Origin of the sequence: Streptomyces sp. NPDC127197 (assembly GCF_042672405.1) — a bacterium.
Classification (GTDB): Bacteria; Actinomycetota; Actinomycetes; order Streptomycetales; family Streptomycetaceae; genus Streptomyces; species Streptomyces flavusporus.
This window is the reverse complement of record NZ_JBHXVG010000004.1, coordinates 352,970-376,472: the sequence shown is the minus strand read 5'-3', so window position 1 is coordinate 376,472 and position 23,503 is coordinate 352,970. Positions and strand designations below refer to the sequence as shown.

17 protein-coding genes and 2 pseudogenes are annotated in these 23,503 nt (G+C 70.8%); 6 read left to right on the top strand and 13 right to left on the bottom strand.

Features of this window, described 5'->3' with window-relative positions:
* Nucleotides 1-61 precede the first annotated feature (61 nt).
* Nucleotides 62-1,804, top strand: a complete 1,743-nt coding sequence (locus tag ACFVJQ_RS09210) for a GAF domain-containing protein (RefSeq protein WP_385508832.1) — start codon at nucleotides 62-64, stop codon at nucleotides 1,802-1,804.
* Nucleotides 1,805-1,826: 22 nt separating this feature from the next.
* On the opposite strand, the gene narI is transcribed toward ACFVJQ_RS09210, so the two are convergent.
* The 4 genes from narI to ACFVJQ_RS09190 are packed head-to-tail and all read right to left on the bottom strand — an operon-like array spanning nucleotide 1,827 to nucleotide 8,632.
* Nucleotides 1,827-2,594: a respiratory nitrate reductase subunit gamma gene (gene narI / locus ACFVJQ_RS09205; RefSeq protein ID WP_385782134.1), complete on the bottom strand. Its 768-nt coding sequence runs from the start codon at nucleotides 2,592-2,594 to the stop codon at nucleotides 1,827-1,829.
* Nucleotides 2,591-3,250: a nitrate reductase molybdenum cofactor assembly chaperone gene (gene narJ / locus ACFVJQ_RS09200; RefSeq protein WP_385508834.1), complete on the bottom strand. Its 660-nt coding sequence runs from the start codon at nucleotides 3,248-3,250 to the stop codon at nucleotides 2,591-2,593. Before narJ ends, narI begins: the two co-directional genes overlap by 4 nt.
* The gene (gene narH, locus ACFVJQ_RS09195) at nucleotides 3,247-4,953 is read right to left on the bottom strand and encodes a nitrate reductase subunit beta (RefSeq protein ID WP_385782131.1); all 1,707 of its coding nucleotides are present in this window, start codon (nucleotides 4,951-4,953) and stop codon (nucleotides 3,247-3,249) included. Before narH ends, narJ begins: the two co-directional genes overlap by 4 nt.
* A gap of 1 nt (nucleotide 4,954) precedes the next feature.
* Nucleotides 4,955-8,632, bottom strand: a complete 3,678-nt coding sequence (locus tag ACFVJQ_RS09190) for a nitrate reductase subunit alpha (protein WP_385509073.1) — start codon at nucleotides 8,630-8,632, stop codon at nucleotides 4,955-4,957.
* Between the two features lie 342 nt (nucleotides 8,633-8,974).
* Between ACFVJQ_RS09190 and ACFVJQ_RS09185 the strand changes: the two genes are divergently transcribed.
* Nucleotides 8,975-9,439 carry a Crp/Fnr family transcriptional regulator gene (locus tag ACFVJQ_RS09185; protein ID WP_385508836.1) on the top strand — a complete coding sequence of 155 codons (465 nt, stop codon included), beginning with the start codon at nucleotides 8,975-8,977 and terminating at the stop codon, nucleotides 9,437-9,439.
* Nucleotides 9,440-9,492: 53 nt separating this feature from the next.
* Here the strand turns inward: ACFVJQ_RS09185 and ACFVJQ_RS09180 are convergent, their stop codons facing one another.
* From ACFVJQ_RS09180 to ACFVJQ_RS09155, 6 genes and pseudogenes are all read right to left on the bottom strand, one after another.
* Entirely contained in the window at nucleotides 9,493-10,185 is a 693-nt protein-coding gene (locus ACFVJQ_RS09180; protein ID WP_385508837.1) for a response regulator, read from the bottom strand.
* 147 nt (nucleotides 10,186-10,332) lie between these two features.
* Nucleotides 10,333-12,714, bottom strand: a complete 2,382-nt coding sequence (locus tag ACFVJQ_RS09175; protein WP_385508838.1) for a phosphoketolase — start codon at nucleotides 12,712-12,714, stop codon at nucleotides 10,333-10,335.
* 209 nt (nucleotides 12,715-12,923) lie between these two features.
* On the bottom strand, nucleotides 12,924-14,096 hold the full coding sequence (locus ACFVJQ_RS09170) for an MFS transporter (protein ID WP_385508839.1): 1,173 nt from the start codon (nucleotides 14,094-14,096) through the stop codon (nucleotides 12,924-12,926).
* Between the two features lie 231 nt (nucleotides 14,097-14,327).
* Nucleotides 14,328-14,651 (bottom strand): hypothetical protein, encoded by a 324-nt coding sequence (locus tag ACFVJQ_RS09165; protein WP_385508840.1) that lies wholly within the window; start codon nucleotides 14,649-14,651, stop codon nucleotides 14,328-14,330.
* A gap of 41 nt (nucleotides 14,652-14,692) precedes the next feature.
* Nucleotides 14,693-15,343: pseudogene (locus tag ACFVJQ_RS09160) on the bottom strand (hemin transporter); the annotation flags it as partial.
* A 152-nt stretch (nucleotides 15,344-15,495) separates the two neighbouring features.
* Entirely contained in the window at nucleotides 15,496-15,765 is a 270-nt protein-coding gene (locus tag ACFVJQ_RS09155; RefSeq protein ID WP_385508841.1) for an STAS domain-containing protein, read from the bottom strand.
* 89 nt (nucleotides 15,766-15,854) lie between these two features.
* Here ACFVJQ_RS09155 and abc-f point away from each other — a divergent pair, with 89 nt between their 5' ends.
* The 3 genes from abc-f (at nucleotide 15,855) to ACFVJQ_RS09140 (ending at nucleotide 19,993) form a co-directional block, all read left to right on the top strand.
* Entirely contained in the window at nucleotides 15,855-17,507 is a 1,653-nt protein-coding gene (gene abc-f, locus ACFVJQ_RS09150; RefSeq protein WP_385508842.1) for a ribosomal protection-like ABC-F family protein, read from the top strand.
* A 90-nt stretch (nucleotides 17,508-17,597) separates the two neighbouring features.
* Nucleotides 17,598-18,548, top strand: a complete 951-nt coding sequence (locus tag ACFVJQ_RS09145; protein WP_385508843.1) for a phosphotransferase — start codon at nucleotides 17,598-17,600, stop codon at nucleotides 18,546-18,548.
* Nucleotides 18,549-18,859: 311 nt separating this feature from the next.
* Nucleotides 18,860-19,993: a methyltransferase gene (locus ACFVJQ_RS09140; RefSeq protein ID WP_385782124.1), complete on the top strand. Its 1,134-nt coding sequence runs from the start codon at nucleotides 18,860-18,862 to the stop codon at nucleotides 19,991-19,993.
* A gap of 6 nt (nucleotides 19,994-19,999) precedes the next feature.
* On the opposite strand, the pseudogene ACFVJQ_RS09135 reads toward ACFVJQ_RS09140, so the two are convergent.
* The 3 genes and pseudogenes from ACFVJQ_RS09135 to ACFVJQ_RS09125 form a co-directional block, all read right to left on the bottom strand.
* Nucleotides 20,000-20,780, bottom strand: a pseudogene (locus tag ACFVJQ_RS09135) (site-specific integrase); the annotation flags it as partial.
* Between the two features lie 371 nt (nucleotides 20,781-21,151).
* Complete coding sequence (locus ACFVJQ_RS09130; protein ID WP_385782121.1) at nucleotides 21,152-22,033, bottom strand: alpha/beta fold hydrolase; 882 nt, start codon at nucleotides 22,031-22,033, stop codon at nucleotides 21,152-21,154.
* A 74-nt stretch (nucleotides 22,034-22,107) separates the two neighbouring features.
* Nucleotides 22,108-22,704 (bottom strand): TetR/AcrR family transcriptional regulator, encoded by a 597-nt coding sequence (locus tag ACFVJQ_RS09125; RefSeq protein ID WP_385508846.1) that lies wholly within the window; start codon nucleotides 22,702-22,704, stop codon nucleotides 22,108-22,110.
* 82 nt (nucleotides 22,705-22,786) lie between these two features.
* Between ACFVJQ_RS09125 and ACFVJQ_RS09120 the strand changes: the two genes are divergently transcribed.
* Nucleotides 22,787-23,257: a DUF1348 family protein gene (locus tag ACFVJQ_RS09120; RefSeq protein WP_385508847.1), complete on the top strand. Its 471-nt coding sequence runs from the start codon at nucleotides 22,787-22,789 to the stop codon at nucleotides 23,255-23,257.
* Nucleotides 23,258-23,503 lie beyond the last annotated feature (246 nt).

Below are 23,503 nucleotides of genomic sequence, written 5' to 3'. Positions count from 1 at the left end.
GCGGACACCGCGTCGGGCATCCTGAAGCTGAGGCCGGCTGCGCGGGCAAAGGGGAGCTGTGGTGAACGAGCAGACGCGCGACACGGGCGGTGCCGGAGCAGCCGGAGCGTACCCCCAGCTGCGGCTGGACACGTTGCTCGAGGGCCTGCAGGAGCAGATCCAGGAGGTACGGGCAGCCCGCGACAGGATGCACACGCTGCTCGACGCCGTGCTCTCCATCGGCAGCGATCTCGATCTCGAAGTGGTGCTGCACCGGATCGTGCAGTCGGCGGTCACGCTGGTCGACGCCCGGTACGGGGCGCTCGGGGTGCTGGGTGACGAAGGAACCATCAGGCAGTTCATCACCGTCGGCATCGACGAGGAAGCCATCGCCCGGATCGGGCACTACCCGCGCGGCGAGGGCATCCTGGGCCTGCTGATCCGTGATCCGGCCCCCCTGCGCCTGCCGGATCTGAGCGAGCACCCGGCTTCCGTGGGCTTCCCCTCCGGCCATCCGCCGATGAGCAGCTTCCTGGGCGCCCCGATCCGGGTCCGTGAACAGGTGTTCGGCAATCTGTACCTGACCAACAAGCAGGGCGGCGCGGAGTTCGACGCCGACGACGAGGCGGTGCTGCGCACGCTCGCCGCGGCGGCCGGTGTGGCGATCGACAACGCCCGGCTGTACGACGACGCCCGCCGCAGGCAGCGGTGGCTGGCGGCGAGCAACGAACTGACCCGCAGCCTGCTGTCCGGCGAGGCGCCCGCCGCGGCGCTGGATTCGTTCACCGCCACGGTGCGGGACATGGCGGGCGCCGACCTGGTCACCCTTGCGGTGCCGGTCGGTGACAGCGGGGAGCTCGTGATCGAAGCTGCCTGCGGGACGGGGGCACAGGACGTCCACGGGCTGCTGCTGCCGGCCACGACACTGGCCTCGAAGGTACTCGCGTCCGGGGAGACCATCACCAGCGAGGCGGTGAGCACCGACCCGCGCGGTCAGGGCGGCAGCGCCGCGCTGGTCGAACTGGGGCCGGCGTTCTTCGTGCCGCTCGGCACCCGGGAGAACGTCCGCGGCGTACTGCAGGTGGCGCGCGTACCGGACGGCCCGAAGTTCCCGGACGCCGTCATCGACATGATCAACGGGTTCAGCAACCAGGCGGCCCTCGCCCTGGAGGTGGCCGAGCGCCGGCGGGACGCCGAGCACATGCTGGTCCTCAGCGACCGCGACCGGATCGCCCGCGATCTGCACGACCTGGTCATCCAGCGCCTCTTCGCCGGCGCGCTGTCACTGCAGTCCACGCTCGGGAGGGTCGCCGACCGACCCCAGGCGAGCGAGCGGATCCAGCGGGTCGTCGACGACCTGGACGACACCATCAAAGTCATCCGCTCCACCATCTACGCGCTGCGCGAGCACGACCAGAGGCGACGGGACAGCGGCCTGCGCGCCCGCCTGGTGACGGCCACCGAGCGGGCCGCCGAAACGCTCGGTTTCACCCCCGCACTGCGGATGACCGGCCTGCTGGACACCGACGTTCCCGCCGACTACGCCGACCACCTCCTGGCGGTCCTCGGCGAGGCCCTGTCCAACGCCGCCCGGCACGCCCGGGCCACTGCGGTCGACGTGAACGTGGAGGTCGCGGGCACGACCCTGCGGCTGCGGGTGTCGGACAACGGCCGCGGCATCGACCCTGCCGTCACCCGCCGCAGCGGCCTGGCCAACCTCGACCGGCGCGCCGACGAACTCGGCGGTACCTGCAGCCTGTCCCCCAACGAACCCCGTGGTACGACTGTGGAATGGGCCGTGCCCCTTTCACCGGCCGACCGCTGACTGCAGGCCACCTGAGCCCCCCTTACCCGGCCCGTTCCCAGCCGCGGCGCGGGGCTCGGGCGCCGAGTCGGGTGTCGCGGCTGCGGTAGACGATGTAGGGGCGGGTCAGGTAGCCGACGGGCGCGGTGAGCATGTGGACGAGGCGGGTGAAGGGCCAGGCCGCGAACAGCAGCAGCGCGCTGAGGGCGTGGAGCTGGAAGAGGACCGGGGCTCCGGTCATCAGGTCCGGGTCGGGCTGGAGAGAGAAGATCGAGCGGAACCAGGGGGAGATGGTCTCCCGGTAGTCGTAGCCGCCGCCCACGATGTTGGCGGCGACCGTCGCGGCCAGACCGAGGACGATCGTCGCGGTGAGCGAGAGGTACATCGCCTTGTCGTTGCGGGTGGTGGCGGAGAAGACGGGGCCGACGGTGCGGCGGCGGTAGATGAGGATGGCCAGTCCGCCCAGGGTGCACACGCCGGCGATGGTGCCGAGGACGACCGCCGAGACATGGTACGTGTGCTCACTCATCCCGACCGCTTCGGTCCAGCTCTTGGGGATGAGCAGGCCGCCGATGTGGCCGATCAGGACGACGAGGATGCCGAAGTGGAACAGCGGGCTGCCGATGCGCAGCAGGCGGCTCTCGTAGAGCTGGGAGGAGCGGGTGGTCCAGCCGAACTTGTCGTAGCAGTAGCGCCAGATGTGGCCGAGGACGAAGACCGCGAGAGACAGGTACGGCAGGGCGACCCAGAGCAGGATGCCGCCGGTGCCGGACTCCACCGCCAGGGTGACGGGCTGCGCGGGTGCGGTCATCGCGGGCCTCCTGCGGGGTCGGGCATGAACTGCGGGGGTGTGTACGGGGCGAGGCCGACCTGCTCCTCGGGCGGGCCCTCGGCGGCGAGCCGGGCGACGGCTTCGTGTTCGTCGCCCGCGAGGGCGGGCAGGGTGGCGGAGACGGAGTCCAGCAGGGCCGCCCAGGGCGAGTTGTCGTCGTGCAGGGCCAGGCGCAGCAGTTCGAGGCCGGCACGGCGTTCGGTGAGCAGGCGGTGTCCGGCCGCGGGGTCGGTTGCGGCGAATTCGAGGACGACGGCGAGGTGGTCGGGCAGTTCGTCGTCGGTCAGGCGCCGGCCGGAGGCGGCGTAGGTCTGTTTCAGGCGCAGCAGGGCGATGCCGCGTTTCCGGGTGTCGCCGTGGGCGTAGTAGGTGAGGTACGGGCAGCAGCGTTTGCGGTGGTCGAAGGTCGCGACGTAGGCGGCGGCCAGGTCGGCGCCGGGTGTGCGTTCCGCGTGCGCGGTGAAGCGCAGCAGCGGTTCGGCGACCGCCCCGGGCAGCGCAGTGGCGACCTTGTGGGTGAGGGCCAGGCGGGACGGGAACTGGTCGTCGGGGTAGGCCAGCAGGAAGGACTGGGTCTGCCAGGCGTAGGGGTGCCAGGGCTCGGTGCGCGCCGGGCGTCCTGTCGTCCGCTTCATGGTTTCGGCTCCACCTCCCCGCCGGTGTCCGTATGCGCGTCATGGCCTGCATCGGACGGCTTGGGTGGGAAGAGGCCGGGTGGGGAGCCCTTGCCGTCCCAGTTGAGGAGGTTGACACGGCTGGCCTTGTCGGTGGGGGCGACGGGGGTGTCGGAGGTCTGCCGGTCGTGCAGCGCCCGGTAGTTCTCCACCGCGATCGGCGCGGCGCCGCCCGATGCCTCACCGAAGGGGCCGGAGCCTCCCATTCCGGGGCCGCCCTCGTAGTCCAGGCTGCACTCGGTGGCCAACTCCTCCAGCTTGTGGGCCTGTTCGGCGTGGGCGGGCGGGATGACGTACCGCTCGTCGTACTTGGCCAGGGCCAGCAGCCGGTACATGTCGTAGATCTGCTCGCCGCTCATGCCGACGGACTTGGGGATGGTGTCGTTCGGTTCGCGGCCGAGGTTGATGTCGCGCATGTAGGAGCGCATCGCTGCCAGGCGGCGCAGCACGGCGTCGACCGGCGCCGGGTCACCGGCCGTGAACAGCTGGGCGAGGTAGTCGACGGGGATGCGCAGGGCGTCGACGGCGGCGAACAGGTTGTGGTGGCTCTCGGCCTCGTGGCCGGTGTCGCGTACGGCGTCGACGACCGGGGACAGCGGCGGGATGTACCAGACCATGGGCAGGGTGCGGTACTCCGGGTGCAGCGGCAGCGCCACCTTGTAGGTGTTGATCAGGGCGTGGATCGGGGAGCGCTGAGCGGCGTCGATCCAGTCCCGGGGGATGCCGGCCTTCTCCGCCTCGGCGATCACCTGCGGGTCGTGCGGGTCGAGGAAGACCTCTCGCTGGGCCTCGTACAGGCCGGTGTCGTCGGGGGTGGAGGCGGCCTCGAGGACGCGGTCGGCGTCGTAGAGGACGAGGCCGATGTAGCGCAGGCGGCCGACGCAGGTCTCGGAGCAGACGGTGGGCAGGCCGACCTCCACGCGGGGGAAGCAGAAGGTGCACTTCTCGGCCTTGCCGGTGCGGTGGTTGAAGTACACCTTCTTGTACGGGCAGCCGGTGACGCACATCCGCCAGCCCCGGCAGTGGTCCTGGTCGACCAGGACGATGCCGTCCTCTTCCCGCTTGTAGATCGCGCCGGACGGGCAGGACGCCGCGCAGGAGGGATTGAGGCAGTGCTCGCAGATCCGCGGCAGGAAGAACATGAAGGTCTGCTCGAACTCCAGCTTGATCTTCTCCGCGACCTCCCGCAGCAGCACGTCCTGCTCTCCGGTCGCGGCGGAGCCGCCGAGGCTGTCGTCCCAGTTCGCCGACCAGGAGACCTTCATGTCCTTGCCGGAGATCAGGGACTTGGGGCGGGCGACGGGAGTGTGCTCCTGCAGCGGGGCGTTGGTGAGGGTCTCGTATTCGTAGGTCCAGGGTTCGTAGTAGTCGTCGAGGGAGGGGAGTCTGGGGTTGGCGAAGATACCGATCAGCTTCTTGAAGCGGCCGCCCGCCTTCAGCGTCAGCCGGCCCCGCTTGTTCAGTTTCCAGCCGCCCTCCCAGGTGTCCTGGTCCTCGTAGCGGCGGGGGTAGCCCTGGCCGGGGCGGGTCTCGACGTTGTTGAACCACACGTACTCGACGCCGGTGCGGTTGGTCCACGCCTGTTTGCAGGTGACCGAGCAGGTGTGGCAGCCGATGCACTTGTCGAGGTTCATCACCATCGCCATCTGCGCCATGACACGCATGTCAGTAATCCACCTCCTGGTTGGCGCGGCGGCGGATGACGGTGACCTCGTCGCGCTGGTTGCCGGTCGGGCCGAGGTAGTTGAAGGCGTACGACAGCTGGGCGTAGCCGCCGATCAGATGGCTGGGCTTGATCAGCAGCCGGGTCAGGGAGTTGTGGATGCCGCCGCGCCGGCCGCTCGTCTCGGTGCGGGGCACGTCGATGAGCCGGTCCTGGGCGTGGTGCATGTAGACGGTGCCCTCGGGCATGCGGTGCGAGACGACCGCGCGGGCGGCGACGACGCCGTTGCGGTTGACGGCCTCGACCCAGTCGTTGTCCTTCACTCCGACCTTGGCCGCGTCCTGCGTGCTCATCCAGATCGTCGGCCCGCCCCGCGAGAGGGAGAGCATGAACAGGTTGTCCTGGTACTCGGAGTGGATGGACCACTTGTTGTGCGGGGTCAGGTAGCGGACGGTTACGCCGAGTTCACCGATCTCCCCGAGGCGCGGCTCACCGAACAACGCGTCCATGTTCAACGGCGGCCGGTAGACGGGGAGTTGCTCGCCCAGCGCGGTGATCCAGTCGTGGTCGAGGTAGAAGTGCTGCCGGCCGGTGAGGGTGTGCCAGGGCTTGAGGCGCTCGACGTTGACGGTGAACGGCGAGTAGCGGCGCCCGCCGGTCTCCGAACCCGACCACTCCGGTGAGGTGATGACCGGGACGGGGGCGGCCTGGGTGTCGGCGAAGGTGATCTGCTTGCCCTCGTGTTCGGCCGCCAGGTCGGCCAGCCGGGTGCCCGTGCGGGCCTCCAGGGCGTGGAAGCCCTGGGTGGCGAGGTGGCCGTTGGTGGTGCCGGACAGGGCGAGGATCGCTTCGCAGGCGTGCACGTCCCGGGCGATGGACGGGCGGCCGTCGGCCACTCCCCCGCGCACGGTGCCGTTCTTGTGCCGCAGGTACTCCAGCTCCCGGTCGAGCTTGAAGGTGACGCCCTTGGTGGTGGCGCCGAGGCTGTCCAGCAGCGGGCCGAGCGCGGCCATCTTCTCGGCCACGGCGCCGTAGTCACGTTCGACGGTGATCAGCTTCGGCATGGTGCGGCCGGGTACGGGCTCGCACTCACCCGCCTGCCAGTCCCGCACTCTGCCGTGCGGAGTGGCCAGTTCGTCCACCGTGTCGTGCAGCAGCGGCGCGGCCACGACGTCCTTGCGTACGGCGAGATGGCCGGCGGCCTGGCGGCTGAACTCGCGCGCCAGGGTGTGGAAGGCGTCGAAGTCGGTGCGGGTCTGCCAGGGCGGGGCGATCGCCGGGTTGAAGGCGTGCACGAACGGGTGCATGTCCGTGCTGGACAGGTCGTGCTTCTCGTACCATGTGGCGGCCGGCAGGACGACGTCGGAGAAGACCGTGGTGCTGGTCATCCGGAAGTCCAGCGTCAGCAGCAGGTCGAGCTTGCCGGCCGGGGCCTCCTCCCGCCACACCACATCACGGGGGCGCGCGTCCGGCGGTGCCTCGGCGGCGCGCAGAGAGGAGTCGGTGCCCAGCAGGTGCTTGAGGAAGTACTCGTTCCCCTTCGCCGACGAGCCCAGCAGATTGGCCCGCCACACGGTCAGCACCCGCGGGAAGTTCTCGGGCGCGTCCGGGTCCTCGACCGCGAACCGCAGCCTGCCCGCCTTCAGCTCCCCCACCACGTGCTCGCCCACGTCGCGCCCCGCCCGCGCCGCTTCGTCGGCCAGGTCGAGCGGGTTGCGGTCGAACGTCGGGTACGAGGGCATCCAGCCCATCCGCGCCGACGCGGCGATCACATCCGCGGTGGCCTTTCCGGCGAACGGGCCGCCCGCCCCGGCCGCCGCCAGAGTGTCGGCGGAGAACGGGTCGTAGCGGAACTGGTCGCTGTGCAGGTACCAGTACGCCGTCTGGATCATCAGGCGGGCCGGCCGGTTCCAGTCGGCCGCCGTCGCGAGCGCCTGGTAGCCGGTGATCGGACGGACCTTCTCCTGACCGACGTAGTGCGCCCAGCCGCCGCCGTTGACGCCCTGGCAGCCGGTCAGCGTGGTCAGGGTCAGGAACGCCCGGTAGATGGTGTCGGAGTGGAACCAGTGGTTCGTCCCCGCCCCCATGATGATCATCGAACGGCCGCGGGACTCCTCCGCGTTGGCGGCGAACTCCCGCGCGATGCGTGCCGCCCGCTCCGCGTCGACGCCCGTGACGGCCGCCTGCCAGGCCGGGGTGCAGGGCTCCTCCGCGTCGTCGTACGAGGCCGGCCACCGGCCGGGCAGCCCCTCGCGCGCCACCCCGTACTGGGCCAGCAGCAGGTCGTACACCGTGGTCACCAGCCGCCCGGCGATCCGCCGCACCGGCACCCCGCGCGGCAGGCGCCCCGCGCTGCCGTCGGGGGCGTCGAAGCGCGGCAGCTCCACCACGACCGGGACCTCGTCCCCGCCCGCCGCGGACAGCAACGGGTCGATGCCGCCGAGGTCCAGGTTCCACTTCCCGGCGCCGCTCTCGCCGTAGCGGTCGCCGAGCGTGCCGTTCGGCACCACCGGCCGTCCGGTGGCCGCATCCAGCAGTACGGTCCGGAACTCCGCGTGCTCGGCCTCCGCCTCCGCCCCGCCGAGGTCGGCGGCGGTCAGGAACTTGCCCGGCACGTACGTCCCGGGTTCGCGCTCGTCCAGCGCGACCAGGAACGGCAGGTCGGTGTACCGCTTGACGTAGTCCTGGAAGTACGGGGTGGTGCGGTCGACGAAGAACTCCTTGAGGATCACATGCCCCATGGCCATCGCCAGCGCCCCGTCGGTGCCGGGCTGGGCCGCGAGCCACTCGTCGGCGAACTTCACGTTGTCCGCGTAGTCCGGGGAGACCGCCACCACCTTCTGGCCCCGGTAGCGCGCCTCGGCCATCCAGTGGGCGTCCGGGGTGCGGGTCACCGGCAGATTGGAGCCCCACATGATCAGATACCCGGCATCCCACCAGTCCCCGGACTCGGGCACGTCGGTCTGGTCGCCGAACATCTGCGGCGAGGCCACCGGCAGGTCGGCGTACCAGTCGTAGAAGGAGAGCATCACCCCGCCGAGCAGGGAGTAGAAGCGGGCCCCTGCGGCGTGCGAGACCATCGACATCGCCGGGATCGGGGAGAACCCGGCCAGCCTGTCCGGACCGTACTCCTTGATCGTGTGGACATGCGCGGCGGCGACCAGCTCCACCGCCTCGTCCCAGCTCGCCCGCACCAGGCCGCCCTTGCCCCGGACCGCCTTGTAGCGGCGAGCGCGCTCCGGGTCGGACACGATGTCCGCCCAGGCCGCCACCGGATCACCCAGCCGCGCTTTGGCCTCCCGGTACATCTGCAGCAGCACGCCCCGCACATACGGGTAGCGGACTCGGGTGGGCGAGTACGTGTACCAGGAGAACGCTGCCCCACGTGGGCAGCCGCGCGGCTCGTACTCCGGGCGGTCCGGGCCCACCGACGGGTAGTCCGTCTGCTGTGCCTCCCAGGTGATGATGCCGTCCTTGACGTACACCTTCCACGAGCACGAACCGGTGCAGTTCACGCCGTGCGTGGAGCGCACCACCTTGTCGTGCGACCAGCGGTCCCGGTAGAACTCGTCCGCCTGACGGCCACCGGTCCTGTGCAGCGAGCGCAGATCCCCCGAGACCTCCGCGCGGGTGAAGAACCGGCGTGAGCGCACCAGCGCCTCGGCCACCTCCCCGTCCAGCGCCGCCTGCCGCTTCCTGCGTTGCCTGCCGGATGTCGGCTCGGTCTGTGCGGCCACCGCTCCGCCCCTTCCTCAGGCCTCGTCGCCCATCTGGATGTTCGGTTCGGTCTCACCAGGGAACGCCGTTCCTCGCCTTGCCTCAAACTCTGACATCGACGCCCGACACCCCATGGCTTTTGTTGCGCCGAACGGCCGTCGGCCCGGCAGCAGGCGGTCTGCCGTACGCGGCCTCCGCATGGCCCGAGTGGTCCCTGATCAGGGCCGAGTGGCCCATGGGCACGGGCTCTACCGTGCCTGCACGCTGAAAGCAGCAGGTCCCCAGACCCTCACCGGAGGCAGGTCATGACCGCTCCCGCCACCCTCAGCATCCTGCGCGCCCTGCCCGCCGGGCACCGGCAGCGGCTGATGCGGATCCCACGGGAAGTGATGTTCTCCCAGGGCACCCGCCTGTTCGAGGAGGGTGGCCGGGCCGACCGGTTCTGGATCATCCGCACCGGCACGGTTGCCCTCGACCTGCATGTCCCCGGCCGCCGGGCCGCTGTCATCGAGACCCTCGGCCACAACGAACTCATCGGCTGGTCATGGTTGTTCGCCCCGCACGCCTGGCATCTGGGCGCGGAGGCGACCTCGCCGGTCCGGGCGTACGAATTCGACGCCACGGCCGTGCGCACGATGTGCCAGGACGACTCCGCGTTCGGCCTGTCCGTCACCCAGTGGGTGGGCGACATCCTCGCCCACCGGCTGCACTCGACCCGTACGCGCCTGCTCGACCTGTACGCCCCGTACGGCAGCGGCAGCGTCGTCTGATCCACCCCGGGCCCGAGTCAGCGGCCGGCACGCCCCTGGATGCGGATGCCGGCTCAGTGCCCTTGCTGCCTCAGCCGGTCCCGGGCCTGGCCGGCGATCATCGCGGCCTGGATGCGCCGCTCGACACCGAGCTTCGCCAGCAGGCGGGAGACGTGGTTCTTCACGGTCTTCTCGGCCAGGTACAGTCGCTGCCCGATCTGGCGGTTGGTCAGGCCCTCGCCGATCAGCGCCAGAATCTCCCGCTCCCGGTCGGTCAGGCCCGGCAGCCCGTCCGGCTCCGGCTCCTGCTGCTGCCCTCCGCGGAGCCTGGCCATCAGCCTGGTCGTGGCGCTCGGGTCGAGCAGCGACTGGCCACGTGCCACGGTGCGTACGGCCGACACCAGGTCGGAGCCCTGGATCTGTTTGAGGACGTACCCGGACGCGCCCGCCATGATCGAGTCCAGCAGGGCCTCCTCGTCGTCGAACGAGGTCAGCATCAGGCAGGCCAGCTCGGGCATGCGCGAGCGCAGCTCCCGGCACACGGTCACACCGTCGCCGTCCGGCAGCCGGATGTCGAGCACCGCCACGTCCGGGCGCAACGCCGGGACACGCACCAGTGCCTGCTCGACCGTGCCGGCCTCGCCGACCACCGAGATGTCCGGCTCGTCGTCGAGCAGGTCGCGCACTCCCCGCCGTACCACTTCGTGGTCGTCCAACAGGAAGACCCGGATCGGGCTGCCGGGGCCGGACCGCTCACTGTCCGCCATCAGTTACTCCTCGTGTCCTTGCGTCGCGTTCCTTGCCGGTGCCCGGTCGTGGGCGAGCCCGGCTTCTCCTCCAGATCCTGCTCGTCTCAGGGCCGAAGGGACAGGGCCGATCGGCCCTGTCCCTTCGAACCCGCCTCACCGCGCCGGTCAGCCGTCCCAGGTCCAGTCGGCGACTTCCGGCAGGTCGGTGCCGTGCTCGCGGATCCAGTCGTGGTGGCGCAGCCGCACGTCCTCCATCCGCTGCCGTACGGCCGCGGCGCGCACCGCGAGGCCGGGGACGCGGTCGATGACGTCCATGACCAGGCGGTAGCGGTCGAGGTCGTTGCGGACGACCATGTCGAACGGCGTGGTCGTGGTGCCGATCTCCTTGTACCCGCGCACGTGCAGATGCCGGTGTCCGGTGCGGCGGTAGGCGAGCCGGTGAATCAGCCAGGGATAGCCGTGGTAGGCGAAGATCACCGGCTTGTCGGGGGTGAACAGGCCGTTGTACTCGAAGTCGGTCATGCCGTGCGGGTGTTCCTCGCTCGGCATCAGCCGCGCGATGTCGACCACGTTGACCACGCGCACCGACAGCTCCGGGAGGTGGCGGCGCAGCAACTGCGCGGCGGCCAGCACCTCCTGGGTGGGGACGTCGCCGGCGCAGGCCAGTACCACGTCCGGTTCGCCGCCGTTCTCCGTCCCGGCCCACTCCCAGATCCCGGCGCCGCGCGCGCAGTGGACGCGGGCCTGCTCCATGGAGAGCCAGTCGAAGCAGGGCTGCTTCCCGGCGACGATCACGTTGACGTAGTCGCGGCTGCGCAGCGCGTGATCGGCCACGGACAGCAGCGTGTTGGCGTCCGGCGGCAGGTAGACCCGTACCGCTTCCGGGCTCTTGTTCATGATGTGGTCGACGAAACCGGGGTCCTGGTGGGAGAAGCCGTTGTGGTCCTGGCGCCACACGTGCGACGTCAGCAGGTAGTTGAGGGAGGCGATGGGGGCGCGCCAGGGCAGGCGGCGGGTGACGCGCAGCCACTTGATGTGCTGGTTGACCATCGAGTCGACGATGTGGACGAAGGCCTCGTAGCAGGAGAACAGGCCGTGCCGTCCGGTGAGGAGGTAGCCCTCCAACCAGCCCTGACAGGTGTGCTCGGAGAGGATCTCCATCACCCGGCCGTGCCGGTCCAGATGCTCGTCGACGTCCAGGGTGCCGGCCTGCCAGGCCTTGCCGCTGGCGGCGTAGACCGCCTGGAGGCGGTTGGAGGCGGTCTCGTCGGGGCCGACCAGACGGAAGTCGCGTCGTTCGGCGGTCGCCTTCATGACGTGTTCCAGGAAGTCGCCCAGCACGCGGGTCGGTTCGTGCATCGTGGCACCGGGCTTGTCGACGTCGACCGCGTACGACTCCAGTGACGGAAGCGGGAGTTCGCGCAGCAGCAGGCCGCCGTTGGCGTGCGGGGTGGCGCCGAGCCGGCGGGCGCCCTCGGGGATGCAGGCCAGAACCTCCGGGCGGGGACGGCCCTGCTCGTCGAACAACTCCTCCGGGCGGTAGGAGCGCAGCCAGTCCTCCAGCTGCCGTAGGTGCTGGTGATTGTCCCGTACGGCAGACAGCGGGACCTGGTGGGAGCGCCACGTGCCTTCCACCGGCAGGCCGTCGACCTCAGCCGGTCCTGTCCAGCCCTTGGGGGTGCGCAGCACGATGACCGGCCACCGAGGGCGCTCAGCCGCGCCCTGCTCGCGGGCGGCGTGCTGGATGGCGGCGATGCGGTCCAGGGCGGTGTCCATGGCGTGCGCCATCGCCTGGTGCACGGCGGCCGGGTCGTCGCCGGTCACGTGGATCGGGTCGTGGCCATACCCTTCGAGCAGGGCGTCGAGTTCGGCCTCGGGGAGCCGGGCCAGCACGGTCGGGTTGGCGATCTTGTAGCCGTTGAGGTGGAGGATCGGCAGGACGGCACCGTCGTGGACCGGGTCGAGGAACTTGTTGGAGTGCCAGGAGGCGGCCAGGGGGCCCGTCTCCGCCTCGCCGTCGCCGATGACGCAGGCGACGACCAGGTCGGGGGCGTCCAGTGCGGCCCCGTAAGCGTGGGAGAGCGAATAGCCCAGCTCACCGCCCTCGTGGATCGAGCCGGGCGTCTCCGGCGCGACGTGACTGGGTACCCCGCCCGGGAACGAGAACTGTTTGAACAGCCGCGCCATGCCCGCCGCGTCCCGGGTGACATCGGGGTACGTCCGGGTGTACGAGCCTTCCAACCAGGAACCCGCGACCACTGCGGGGCCGCCGTGGCCGGGCCCCCAGATGCACAGGGTGTTCAGATCGCGGGCCCGGATGACACGGTTGAGGTGGGTGTACACGAGGTTGAGGCCGGGGGACGTGCCCCAGTGGCCCAGCAGCCGCGGCTTGACGTGCTCGGGCCGCAACGGCTCGGTCAGCAGCGGGTTGGCCATGAGATAGATCTGGCCGACGGACAGGTAGTTCGCGGCACGCCAGTGGGCGTCCAGCGTCCTGAGCTCGTCGTCGGTGAGGGGGGCGGGCGCCTGCGGGGTGTCGACGGACATCTGGGTCCCCTTCCGGATCCGGGGTTCGGCGGCAGGTGCATGTCGTTCCGCACCGGACCACCCTCCGACGGATCCCCGGGTACCCGACAGGGCCGTTCGGGTCACACCCACCCGCTGAAGGGGCCGGGACACCGCTGACCCGTCGCCACGATGACCACAGGACGGCGGAAGCGGTGCAGCAGGGTGTGCGTCATGGTGCCGGCACCCACTCAGTGCTGCTGCGCGGGCACGCGCTGGGAGACGGCGTGGCGCACGCCGGTGCCGGTGAAGGCGAGGGCCGCTGCCGCGACCAGCGCGAGCAGGGCGAGGCCGATCGCGTACGAGCCGTAGGCGCCGTACAGCGAGCCCATCACCAGCGGCGGGACGAAGCCACCCAGACCGCCCGCGGCGCCGACGATGCCGGTGACCGAGCCGACCTTGCTCGCCGGGGCCAGCAGCGCCACCAGGGCGAACACCGCGCCGCTGCCCGCGCCGAGCGCGCCGGCCATGGCGAGGCAGGCGAGCGTGCCCAGCGGCACCAGGGACGGGGTGAACGACTGCACGACGGCCCCGGCCATCACCACGGCCAGTGACCAGCCCAGCACCCGCACCGGGCCCATACGGTCCGACAGCCAGCCGCCCACCGGCCGCATGGCCACCGCGAGCAGCACGAATCCGGCCATCCGGTTCGCCGCGTCCGCCTGGGCGAGGCCGTAGCCGGTTCGCAGGTAGGTCGGCAGGTACACGGAGAAGGCCACGTAGCCGCCGAAGGCGACGGCGTACAGGGCGGACGCCTGCCAGGTGATGCCGAGCCGCAGAGTGGCAGCCAGGCGGTGGGCCAGCGGCTCGGCCGGCACGGTACGGCCGGGTGCGTCCCGCAGCATCAGCGCGGCCACCACCGCGTAGACCGCGAGTACACCGGCGGTGATCAGGAACGGACTGGCCATACCGTACGCGTCCACCAGGTTCACCGTGGTCAGCGCGCTGATCGCGGTACCGCCCATGCCCGCGCCGAAGATCCCGATGGCCAGGCCGCGCCGCTCGGGCGGGAACCAGGCGCTGACGAGCGGCACGCCGACGGCGAACGCGGTGCCGCCGATGCCGAGGAAGAAGCCGCCGATCAGGAGGGCGGCGAGCGAGGAGTGGCCGGCCAATCCCAGGTAGAGCACCGGAACGATGGTCCCGGCCGACACGATCGGGAACATCACCCGCCCGCCGTACCGGTCGGTCAGGGCGCCGACCGGGATCCGGCCCAGCGACCCGACCACCACCGGCACCGCGACCAGCAGCGACTGCTCGAAGGAGGTCAGGTCGAGGCTGTCCTTGAAGCGGGGTCCGAGCGGGCTGATCAGCGCCCATGCCCAGAAGTTCACGGCGAAGCCCACCGTCGCCAGGGCCAGCATCAACCAGGCTCTGCCGGGCGGCGACGAGCCCGGTCCTGACGTGTCCCTGTCGTTTCTCGCCGACTCGAGCATGCCGTCCGTCCCTTCCTCGGGCGGTAGCACGGCACCGGACAGCAGTGACCAAGCCGTCCCACCAGACGCACCTGTGTCCAAGTTGCCCATGCGGCTCAGTCGAAACAGCAGCTGCGGATCGGTGTGGCCACGCCCGGGGGACCCGGTGGAAGGGCAGACTCAGGAACGCGGCGACAACGTCTTCGCCTGCGCTTCGTATCCGGCGAGGCAGAGCCTGAGACTGCACTGGTCCTCGGCCTCGACGAACACCTGCTGTCCCCAGTAGGTGGTGAGGCGGTGCGCGACGTCGACCAGCCGACGGCGCTCCTCCGGCGTGTACGCCGGGAAACGCGCCCAGCCCTGGTCGGCGACCTTGTTGCCGAGTTCGCTGAACAACACAGCCCGGAAGCGCTGCTCTTCCTCGTCGGTCAGCGGTGTGGTGGCGCCCTCCGCGGGCAGCACCCGGACGTTGTAAAGGTCTCGTATCACTGCGCGGCTCGCCATCCACTCAAGGTCTGTGCGCCAGAGCCTACCGGCCGGTTCTCTCAGCCCTCCGCGTGAGCCAGCCACAGGTCGGGGCCGAAGACCTCGTACCGGATCCTGCGCGCGGGGACACCTGCCTGCAGCAACTGGGCGCGCACGGCACGCATGAAGGGCAGCGCGCCGCACAGGTAGACGTCGGCGTCCGCGGGCAGGTCCTGGTCGCCCAGGTCCATCAGTCCGGTACGGGCGCCCGGTTCGTCGGCTGCGTCCTGCTCGTACCAGAACTGGGCCTGGGCATCCGGCAGTTCACCGGTGATCCGGCGGGTGTCCGCACGCAGGGCGTGGTCGGCCGGGGAGCGGTCGGCGTGCAGCACGCGGACCGGGCGCTCGGACCCGGTCGCCGCGAGGTGCTCCAGCATGCCGACCATCGGGGTGCAGCCGATGCCCGCCGAGACCAGCAGCAGCGGGGTGTCGGCATTGTCGAGCACCACGTCGCCGAACGGTGCGGACAGGGTGAGCTCGGCACCGGTGCGGACGGTGCGGTGCAGGTGGTTGGACACCTCGCCCTCCGGCGCGGCGGCCACGCTCGCGACGCGCTTGACGGTGATGCGACGCATCTGTTCGCCGGGTGCGTTCGACAGGCTGTACTGGCGGACCTGGTGCACGCCGTCGGGCATCCGCACCCGGGCGCTGAGGTACTGCCCGGCACGGGCGGCACCGGGCTGCCTCGTCAACGGCCCAGTCCACCGCTCGAAGGCTGTGCTCGGAGCCGTCGACTCCCACGACCAGGGGCAGTTCCATGCTCAGCGCCCCCTCTCACGGACACTGAGGGCCTTTCTCACCCCCACCTTGACACCGGCCTCGGTCAGGGAGCAGGACCCAGCCGGCGTGCGGACAAGGTCATCGGGAGGCCCGGTCCGCGGCAATCGATGAACGACACGGAGCGCAGGTCCAGCACCAGGTCGGGACACGGACCGGCGGTCAGGACGTCGAGGTGTGCCGCACGGGGCGGCGCCGTGAGGATGCCGATCTCGCCACGTAGCTCCACGACGGTCGTCCCACCGGTGAGCGGATCACGGGCTTCGCGCCACGCACGAGTAGAGGCGAGACGGTCCGTCTTGTATGGTGGGGGCATGGCTTTCCTTTTCTTCGTCTGAGTCCGGGCACGGCCGATACCGCCGTCTCTGCTGCCCGTAGACCCTTCGCATGCCCAGGGAAAGTCATATGCGCGACCGCGCCCATACCGCCCTACCCGCCACCGCCCCCGCTGCCGTGGCGCAGCTGTCCGTCAAGAACGTCACCAAGTCCTACGGCACCCGGACCGTCCTCGACCAGGTCTCCTTCACCGTCCGCCCGGGGGAGAAGGCCGCCGTCATCGGTGAGAACGGCTCCGGCAAGTCCACCCTGCTGCGGCTGCTCGCCGCGGCCGAGGGGCCGGACACCGGGGAGATCAGCGTCAGCTTCCCCGGCGGCACCGGACACCTCGCCCAGACCCTCGACCTCGACCCGGACTGCACCGTGCAGGACGCCGTCGACCTCGCCCTGACCGAACTGCGCGACATGGAGCGCCGGCTGCGCACGGCGGAGGAGCGTCTCGGCGAGGCGTCGCAGGACGAGCTCGCCGCGTACGGCGAGCTGCTGATCGCGTACGAGGAACGCGGCGGATACGAGGCGGACGCCCGTGTGAATGCCGCGATGCACGGGCTCGGGCTCGCCCGGATCACCCGCGACCGCCTGCTCGGCTCGCTCTCCGGCGGAGAGCAGTCGCGGCTGGCGCTGGCCTGCGTGCTGGCCGCCGCCCCCGAGCTGCTGCTCCTGGACGAACCGACGAACCATCTCGACGCGGCGGCCGTGCGCTGGCTGGAGGAACACCTGCGGGCGCACCGCGGCACCGTCGTCGCGGTCACCCACGACCGCGGCTTCCTGGAGCGCATCGCCACCACGATCCTCGAGGTCGACCGGGACGCGCGCACGGTGCGCCGGTACGGCGACGGCTGGGCCGGCTACCGCGCCGCGAAGGCCGCCGCCCGGCGCGGCGCGGAGCAGCGGTACGCGGACTGGGTCGAGGAGATGGCCCGCATGGAGGAGCTGCTCGAGGCCGCAGGGAGGCGGCTTGCTACCACCGGCCGCGACCCGAAGCAGGGCTTCGGCAAGCACCGCCGGTCCAGCGAGGCGAAGCTCGGCGGGCAGGTGCGCTCTGTCCGGGAGCGCCTGGCCCAGCTGCGGCGCAACCCCGTGGCGGCACCGCCGGAACCCCTGCGGTTCACGGCGGCGCTGTCGGCGGCAGACGGCCCGGCCCAGGGCCCCCTCGCCGAGTTCGACGGCGTACGGGTCGGCGAGCGGCTGCGTCTGGACGGGCTCCTGGCGATCACCCCCGGGCAGCGGCTGCTGGTCACGGGCGAGAACGGCGCGGGCAAGACGACGCTCCTGCGCGTTCTGGCGGGCGACCTGGAGCCGGACGCGGGCGCGGTACGCCGCGCTGCCCGGATCGGCTACCTCGCGCAGGAGCTGCCCGTGCGCTCCACGCGGCTCCCGCTGCTCGCCGCGTTCGCGGCCGGGCGGCCCGGACTGCCGGAGGAGTACGCCGAACAGCTGCTTGCCCTGGGCCTGTTCCGCGAGGAGGACCTGCACGTCCCGGTCGCCGCCCTGTCCGCGGGACAGCAGCGGCGGCTGCAGATCGCCCGCCTGGTGACCCGGCCCGCGGACCTCCTCGTCCTCGACGAGCCGACCAACCACATCGCGCTCGACCTGGTCGAGGACCTTCAGGCGGCGCTCGCGGCGTACCGGGGGGCGGTGGTCGCGGTCTCGCACGACCGCGGCTTCCGAGCACGCTTCGAAGGGGAGCGGCTGGAGCTGTGTGCCGGCCGCAGGTGCTGACCCTGTCGGGTCCGCCTCCGCCGCGAACGGCCCGCGCCCCCCGCCCCGACCTGCCCAACATCCGGAAAAATCCGCCGAAACGATGGAGCCATGACCACCTTCCTGACACCACAACAGCTCGCCGGCCGCACCTCCACCGCCGTCGAGGCGGCCGTCGCGGCAGGGCGCGAGCTCGGCCTGACCGTCACCGACCCCACGGTGCTCCACGACGTCTTCTCCGTCGTCGTCCACCTGGCGCCCTCGCCGGTCGTGGCCCGGATTCCCACCGTCCTGCCTCGCCCGGACGACCTGGCCGCCCTCGCGCGCCGCCAGCAGGACGAGCTGGACGTGACACGTTGGCTCGACGACCAGGGAATCCCCGTGATCGCGCCCAGCCCGCTCGTGCCGCGGGAACCCGTGCAGCGCGACGGGTTCTCCATGACGTTCTGGCCGTTCGTCGAGGAGGACCGGGACAAGGAACCCGACTACGTGGCGAACGCCGAGAGCGTCGCCGACCTGCACGCGGCCCTGCACGCCTACCCAGGCCGCCTGGAGTTCCTGTCCGCGGCCGAGCCGCGGTTCATCGCGGAAAGCCTCGCCCGGCTCGACCAGCACCCCAGCCTGATCGGTGCGGCCGAGCTGGACCGCGCCCGCCGCGAGTGGCAGATCCTCGAACCCCTCGTACGCTCACGCAGGGCCTTCGAGACCCGGTTCCCGGGCGTCGACCTCCAGCCCATCCACGGCGACTCCCCGCCCGCGAACATCTTCTCCGGGGTGGACGGCGACCTCTACGCCGACTTCGAACTGGTCACGCTGGGGCCCGTCGAGTGGGACCTGGCCGCTCTCGGACCCGAGCACGAAGCCGCCTACAACCGCGGCGCGCGGCGCAACGGCACGAGGCCGCTCAACGAGGAGGTCCTGGGCTTCGTCAACGCCCTGGGCATGCTGCGGGTCGTCGCCACCCTCACGCTGGTCCCGCAGCTTCCCGAGCTGATGGAGTACCTCAAGCCCGCCGTCGACCAGTGGCAGACCATGCCCTTCGCCGGCGGCATGAGCAGCTGACGCCGACAAGTACACGGCAGCCATCGGACACCCGCCGCCCCGGCACCGAACAGCACGGCCCCCATGGGCTGGTTCGTCCGGGGCGAGAGGGTGTGCGAGGCTCTTGGGGCTATCTGTCTGAAAGGCTGGTCATGACGCTCGCCATGGTTCTCGGCATGGTTCTCGGCGACTCCTCCTCTCGCGCTTCGACGCGGGAGCGGTAGCCCCATCTGCGCTGACACACGCATCCGTACTGCGATACGGGCCGTTTGCCCTGCTCCTCGTCGAAGTGCTCTTCGTGCCCCTGCACGCTCGATCACGAGGAGTACTCGGTGTCCACCATCGACCGGACCGAGACGAACATCCCCCGTTCCGCCCACTGGCATTCCGAGAGCGCAGCGCCGCTTCCCCGCCGGGTCGTCCGCGCGGACGACCGTATGAAAGCCGACACCGCCTACCGTCTGGCCTGCGAAGGCACCGCCCTGCTGTGGCGGGGCGACTTCCACAACGCACGTCAGCTCCTGCAAGCGATGGGCCGCCGCATCGACCGGAAACCTCCCCGGCAAGGCGACGGTCCGGCAGAGTCCTTCCACCTGCACCGCCGGTCCCGCAGCCACCGCGCCCGTGTGCTGGGCAGGCTCCTCGTGCTGCTGGAAGCCGACTACCGCCTGGACCTGCGCAGAGCCCCCGAGGTGCGCCAGGCGTGCACCGAGGCGTACGGTCCGCCGTCCGGAGCGATGGCTGTCTCGCTCACGGAACTGTTGGGCGTGATCGGAGCGCATCAGTGGCGCACGAAGGGCGTAGAGGTACCGGCCCTCGACGCTCGCGTTCATCCGCACTACGGCGTCTTCTCCCCGGTCAGGGGCGAATACGTCGACCTCGTCGCACATGCGCCGCTCCCCGTGCCGACGGACCGTCGCGCGGGCCGCCGCACCGCGTTCGACCTCGGGACGGGGACGGGAGTACTCGCAGCCGTCCTGGCCCGCCGCGGGATCGACCACATCATGGCCACCGACATCAACCCGCGTGCCCTGGCCTGCGCACGCGACAACGTCCGCCGACTGCACCTCACCGGGCGCGTCGACGTCGTGGGCCCCGCTCTCTTCCCCGACGGACGCGCGGACCTCGTCGTCTGCAACCCGCCCTGGATTCCGGCCCGGCCCACCTCCGCCGTGGAGCAAGGCGTCTACGACCCGGGCAGCAGCATGCTCCGCGACTTCCTGGACGGGCTCACCGCCCGTCTCGAACCGGGGGGTGAGGGGTGGCTCATCCTGTCGGACCTGGCCGAGCGCCTCGGGCTCAGGACGCGCAGCGAGCTGCTGGCCGACATCGAGGCAGCGGGCCTGCACATCGTGGACAAGATCGACACCCGGCCGCAGCATCCACGAGCGAGGGGCACCGCTGATCCCCTCCACGCCGCCCGCGCCGCGGAAGTCACCTCGCTTTGGCGTCTCGCCGGCAATTGACGGTCGGCGTCGGCTGTCGCGCGGGGCGAGCAGGCTGCTGACCTCGGCGATCACCTCCGGGGAGGGGTGGAAGTACTTCCGCACGTTCTCCGGCTTCTTGTGCCGGGACTTCGCCATCAGCATGAGCAGGCTCGCCCCGGCCTCACCGAGGTGGGTGAGGCCGGGGTGCCACCACTCGTGCAGGTCCCATCCCGTCCCCGGCACACCGCCGACAGCCGTGTGCCCGTTCAGCAGGGGGCGGGCCTGCCCGTACGACAGCCGGGCGAACCCGGTGTCCGGGCAGACGTCGCGAGGACTGACGACCTTGCGGGGGCCGGATCGGCGGTGGGTGACGAACACCGGCCCGCGCGTACGTCTCGTACAGCATCCGATAGAGCGTCTTCTCCCGCAGGTGGACCTCACGGCGGGCGATCAGCCGGTCGATGGCCATCCTCGAGCGGGCCGGGGTCTCCGAGTCCGGTGGGGTGAGCCGCTGCGTCCAGGCCGGGAGGGACGGGCCGTGGTACTCGCGCTCGCCGCACCAGCCGAGCCAGGACGGCACGGAGGCCCGGCGGGCGTTCCAGGTATTGACCGCGGCCTCGCCCCACAGCAGTTCGAGGGCCTCGCCGATCTCGTCGTCCGCGACAGACACCAGCGGCCGGTCCTCACCGATCCGCTCGGCCGTCTTGCCCACTCCGATCCCATGGTTGCGGACCGTGTTCGGGGTGCCGAGCGAGTCGAGGAACGCGTCGGCCGCCGCGCGGACGGTCAGCGCCTTCCCGACGGGCAGTCGGACGACGGTGGACACTCGAATTCCCTTCCCACAGACGGGTCCGCCCGCCGACACCCCCTCAACCGCCCACCAGGACCGACGGGCTTAGAGGTCGTTTTCACCTGATTTACGCCACTTAACGCACCTCAGTACTGCACTCTCGCCTCTCATGCGACAAGCCCGTCCGCGACGAGGCGAGAGCAATCGCCCATACGGCATGTCTTGGAGCGAGACGGACTTCAGGGAGTGAGACTGGCAATTCGGGCTGCCGCGGGATCTCACCAGCCGCATGGGTGCAGTGACGCCTCGGAAGTCACACCGCGACGGCGAAGCCATCTGGGATGAAACAGACTTCACCGATGAAAACGACCTCTTAGCGCCAGTTTTCGTTCCGATGTTCCAACCGCCTACTGCGGGGCGATGCGGCTCAGCAGCGAATGCAGGACGGTCTCCGTGTGCGTCCACAACAGTGCGCTGCCTGCGTTCGGTACGAGGAAGCGGCGTGCTGTGGGCATGCGCCGGGCGAGGGACTTTCCGAGGTCGGGTGAGTGCAGGGGGTTGGTGTCCTGGTCTGCGTACCAGAGGTCGACCGGGACCGGGATCGATGAAGGGTCGAACGGCCGGCGGCTCAGGGCGAGTACCGTCTCGCGCGCATACCCGGCGCCGCCCTGCGCGAAGCCGTCCGTGAGTGCCCGCCGGTAGTTCCGGTCGAACGCTGGGTCGGCGTATACGCGCTGGTCGGTGCCGTGGCTCGGGCCGGCGACAGCTTCCCGGAGAGTGTCGGCGTCGGCCGCGTTCGAGAGGAGGAGTTCCGCGCCGGACGCGCCGGCGGCTGCTTGTTTCACCAGCATGGCGGCCTCCGGCTCGAGCGCAGGCGCCAGTGCTGGATGGGCCAGTTCGTCGGTGGCGGAGACCAAGGAGATGCCGGTGACCACCCGCGCTGCACCGCATGCCAGCGCGAAGGGCGCGCCCACTGAGAAGCCGATGGCCACCATCCCCGCCACTGCCCGCATCCGGGCGAACTCCCCAATGTCGAGCGCCCAGTCGTGCAGGGTCCACCCATCGGCCGCGCTGGACGCACCCAGCCCGGGACGGTCGACGGTGATCAGGCGGACGCCGAGGCGTGTGATCGCGTCGACGGGGAGCCCGAGCCATCGGCTCGTCGCCGATCCGGAGCACAGCAGGACAGGCGTGCCCGAGGGCGGCCCCCACTCCGCCCAGCCGAGCCGGCGGCCGTCCGCAAGGCACGTCTGTCCCAGCCGCTCGGGCGGAGTCACGTTGGTGGCCATGGGGGGGATCTGCCCTTCCTGCCCGGTCACGGCGTTGTGCGGGTGGCCACCGCGAAGGCGCCGACGACTCCCCGCTACGAAGGGAAGGCGACGTGGCGTGTGTCGGGCGTCAGCAGAAGTTGCGCCGCCTGCTTGGCTTGGCGGGCCGGTGCGGGTGTGCCTGAGATGGCGGCGGTGGTCATGGCTCCCTCGGCCAGCAGGGCGATCTGGGTGCCGGTATCTGCTGCTGCTCCCGCAGCTGTTGCCAGTTCCCGCAGGTAGGCGTGGAAGGCGTCCTTGTGGTGCCGGGCCAAGGCGCCGACCTGGGGTGATGTGCCGCCCAGCTCTCCGAAGGAGTTGATGAAGGCGCAGCCGTGGAAGTCGGCCTGGGTGAACCAGTCCTCCAGCCAGTCGAAGACGGCGAGCAGCCGCTCCTTTGGAGTTTCCGCGGCCGTGTCGACATGGGCGGCAAGGCTTTGGAGCCAGCGGGTATCCCTGCGGGCCAGGTAGGCCTCGACGAGGTCGCCCTTGGAGGGGAACAGCTGATAGAGGCGCCGCAGCGTGACGCCCGAGGCGTCGCGGATCACGTCCATGCCGACGGCTTGGATGCCTCGGGCATAGAAGAGGTCTTCGGCGGCGTCCAGGATGCGCTCGCGTGCCAGCTCGGTGTCCAACGTTTCTGCCCCTTGCATGAGAACCATCGTTCTCCTAGTGTAGGGGACATCGCGAGAACGACCGTTCTCACTGCCGTAGGGCTTCCCAGAGGAGTGCGTCATGTCCGAGCAGCGTCCCCCGTTCCCGCCGTTCACCCGGGAAACGGCGATCAGCAAGGTCCGCCAGGCCGAAGACGGCTGGAACACCCGCGACCCCGAGAAGGTCGCCCTCGCCTACACGCCCGACTCGCGCTGGCGCAACCGCGCGGAGTTCGTCACCGGCCGCGACGAGATCGTGAAGTTCCTGACCCGCAAGTGGAACCGGGAACTGGACTACCGCCTCATCAAGGAGCTGTGGGCGTTCGACGGGAACCGCATCGCGGTGCGGTTCGCCTACGAGTACCGCGACGACTCCGGCCAGTGGTTCCGCGCCTACGGCAACGAGAACTGGGAGTTCGACGACAACGGCCTCATGCGCGTGCGCCACGCGAGCATCAACGACCTGCCGATCGCCGAGGAGGAGCGCAAGTACCACTGGCCGCTGGGCCGCCGACCCGACGACCACCCGGGCCTGTCCGACCTCGGGCTCTAAAACCCCCACCCGGCGGCCGGCCAGGAGCGCGACCGCATCCGGGCATCCAGGCCCCGTGCCCGGCGCCCTCACACCCAGCACGAGCGGACAACCGCACTGCAGTGGTCGGCACCCCACTCCGACCGCAAGCCACCCCCCCCAACCAGCGCCCTGGGGCAAACAAGACCCAGGGCGGGGCCTCCCCCTGGTGTGCGGACACCCAACCGGGCGGTCCCGCTCATCACAGGGCGCATCCACCACGCCCGC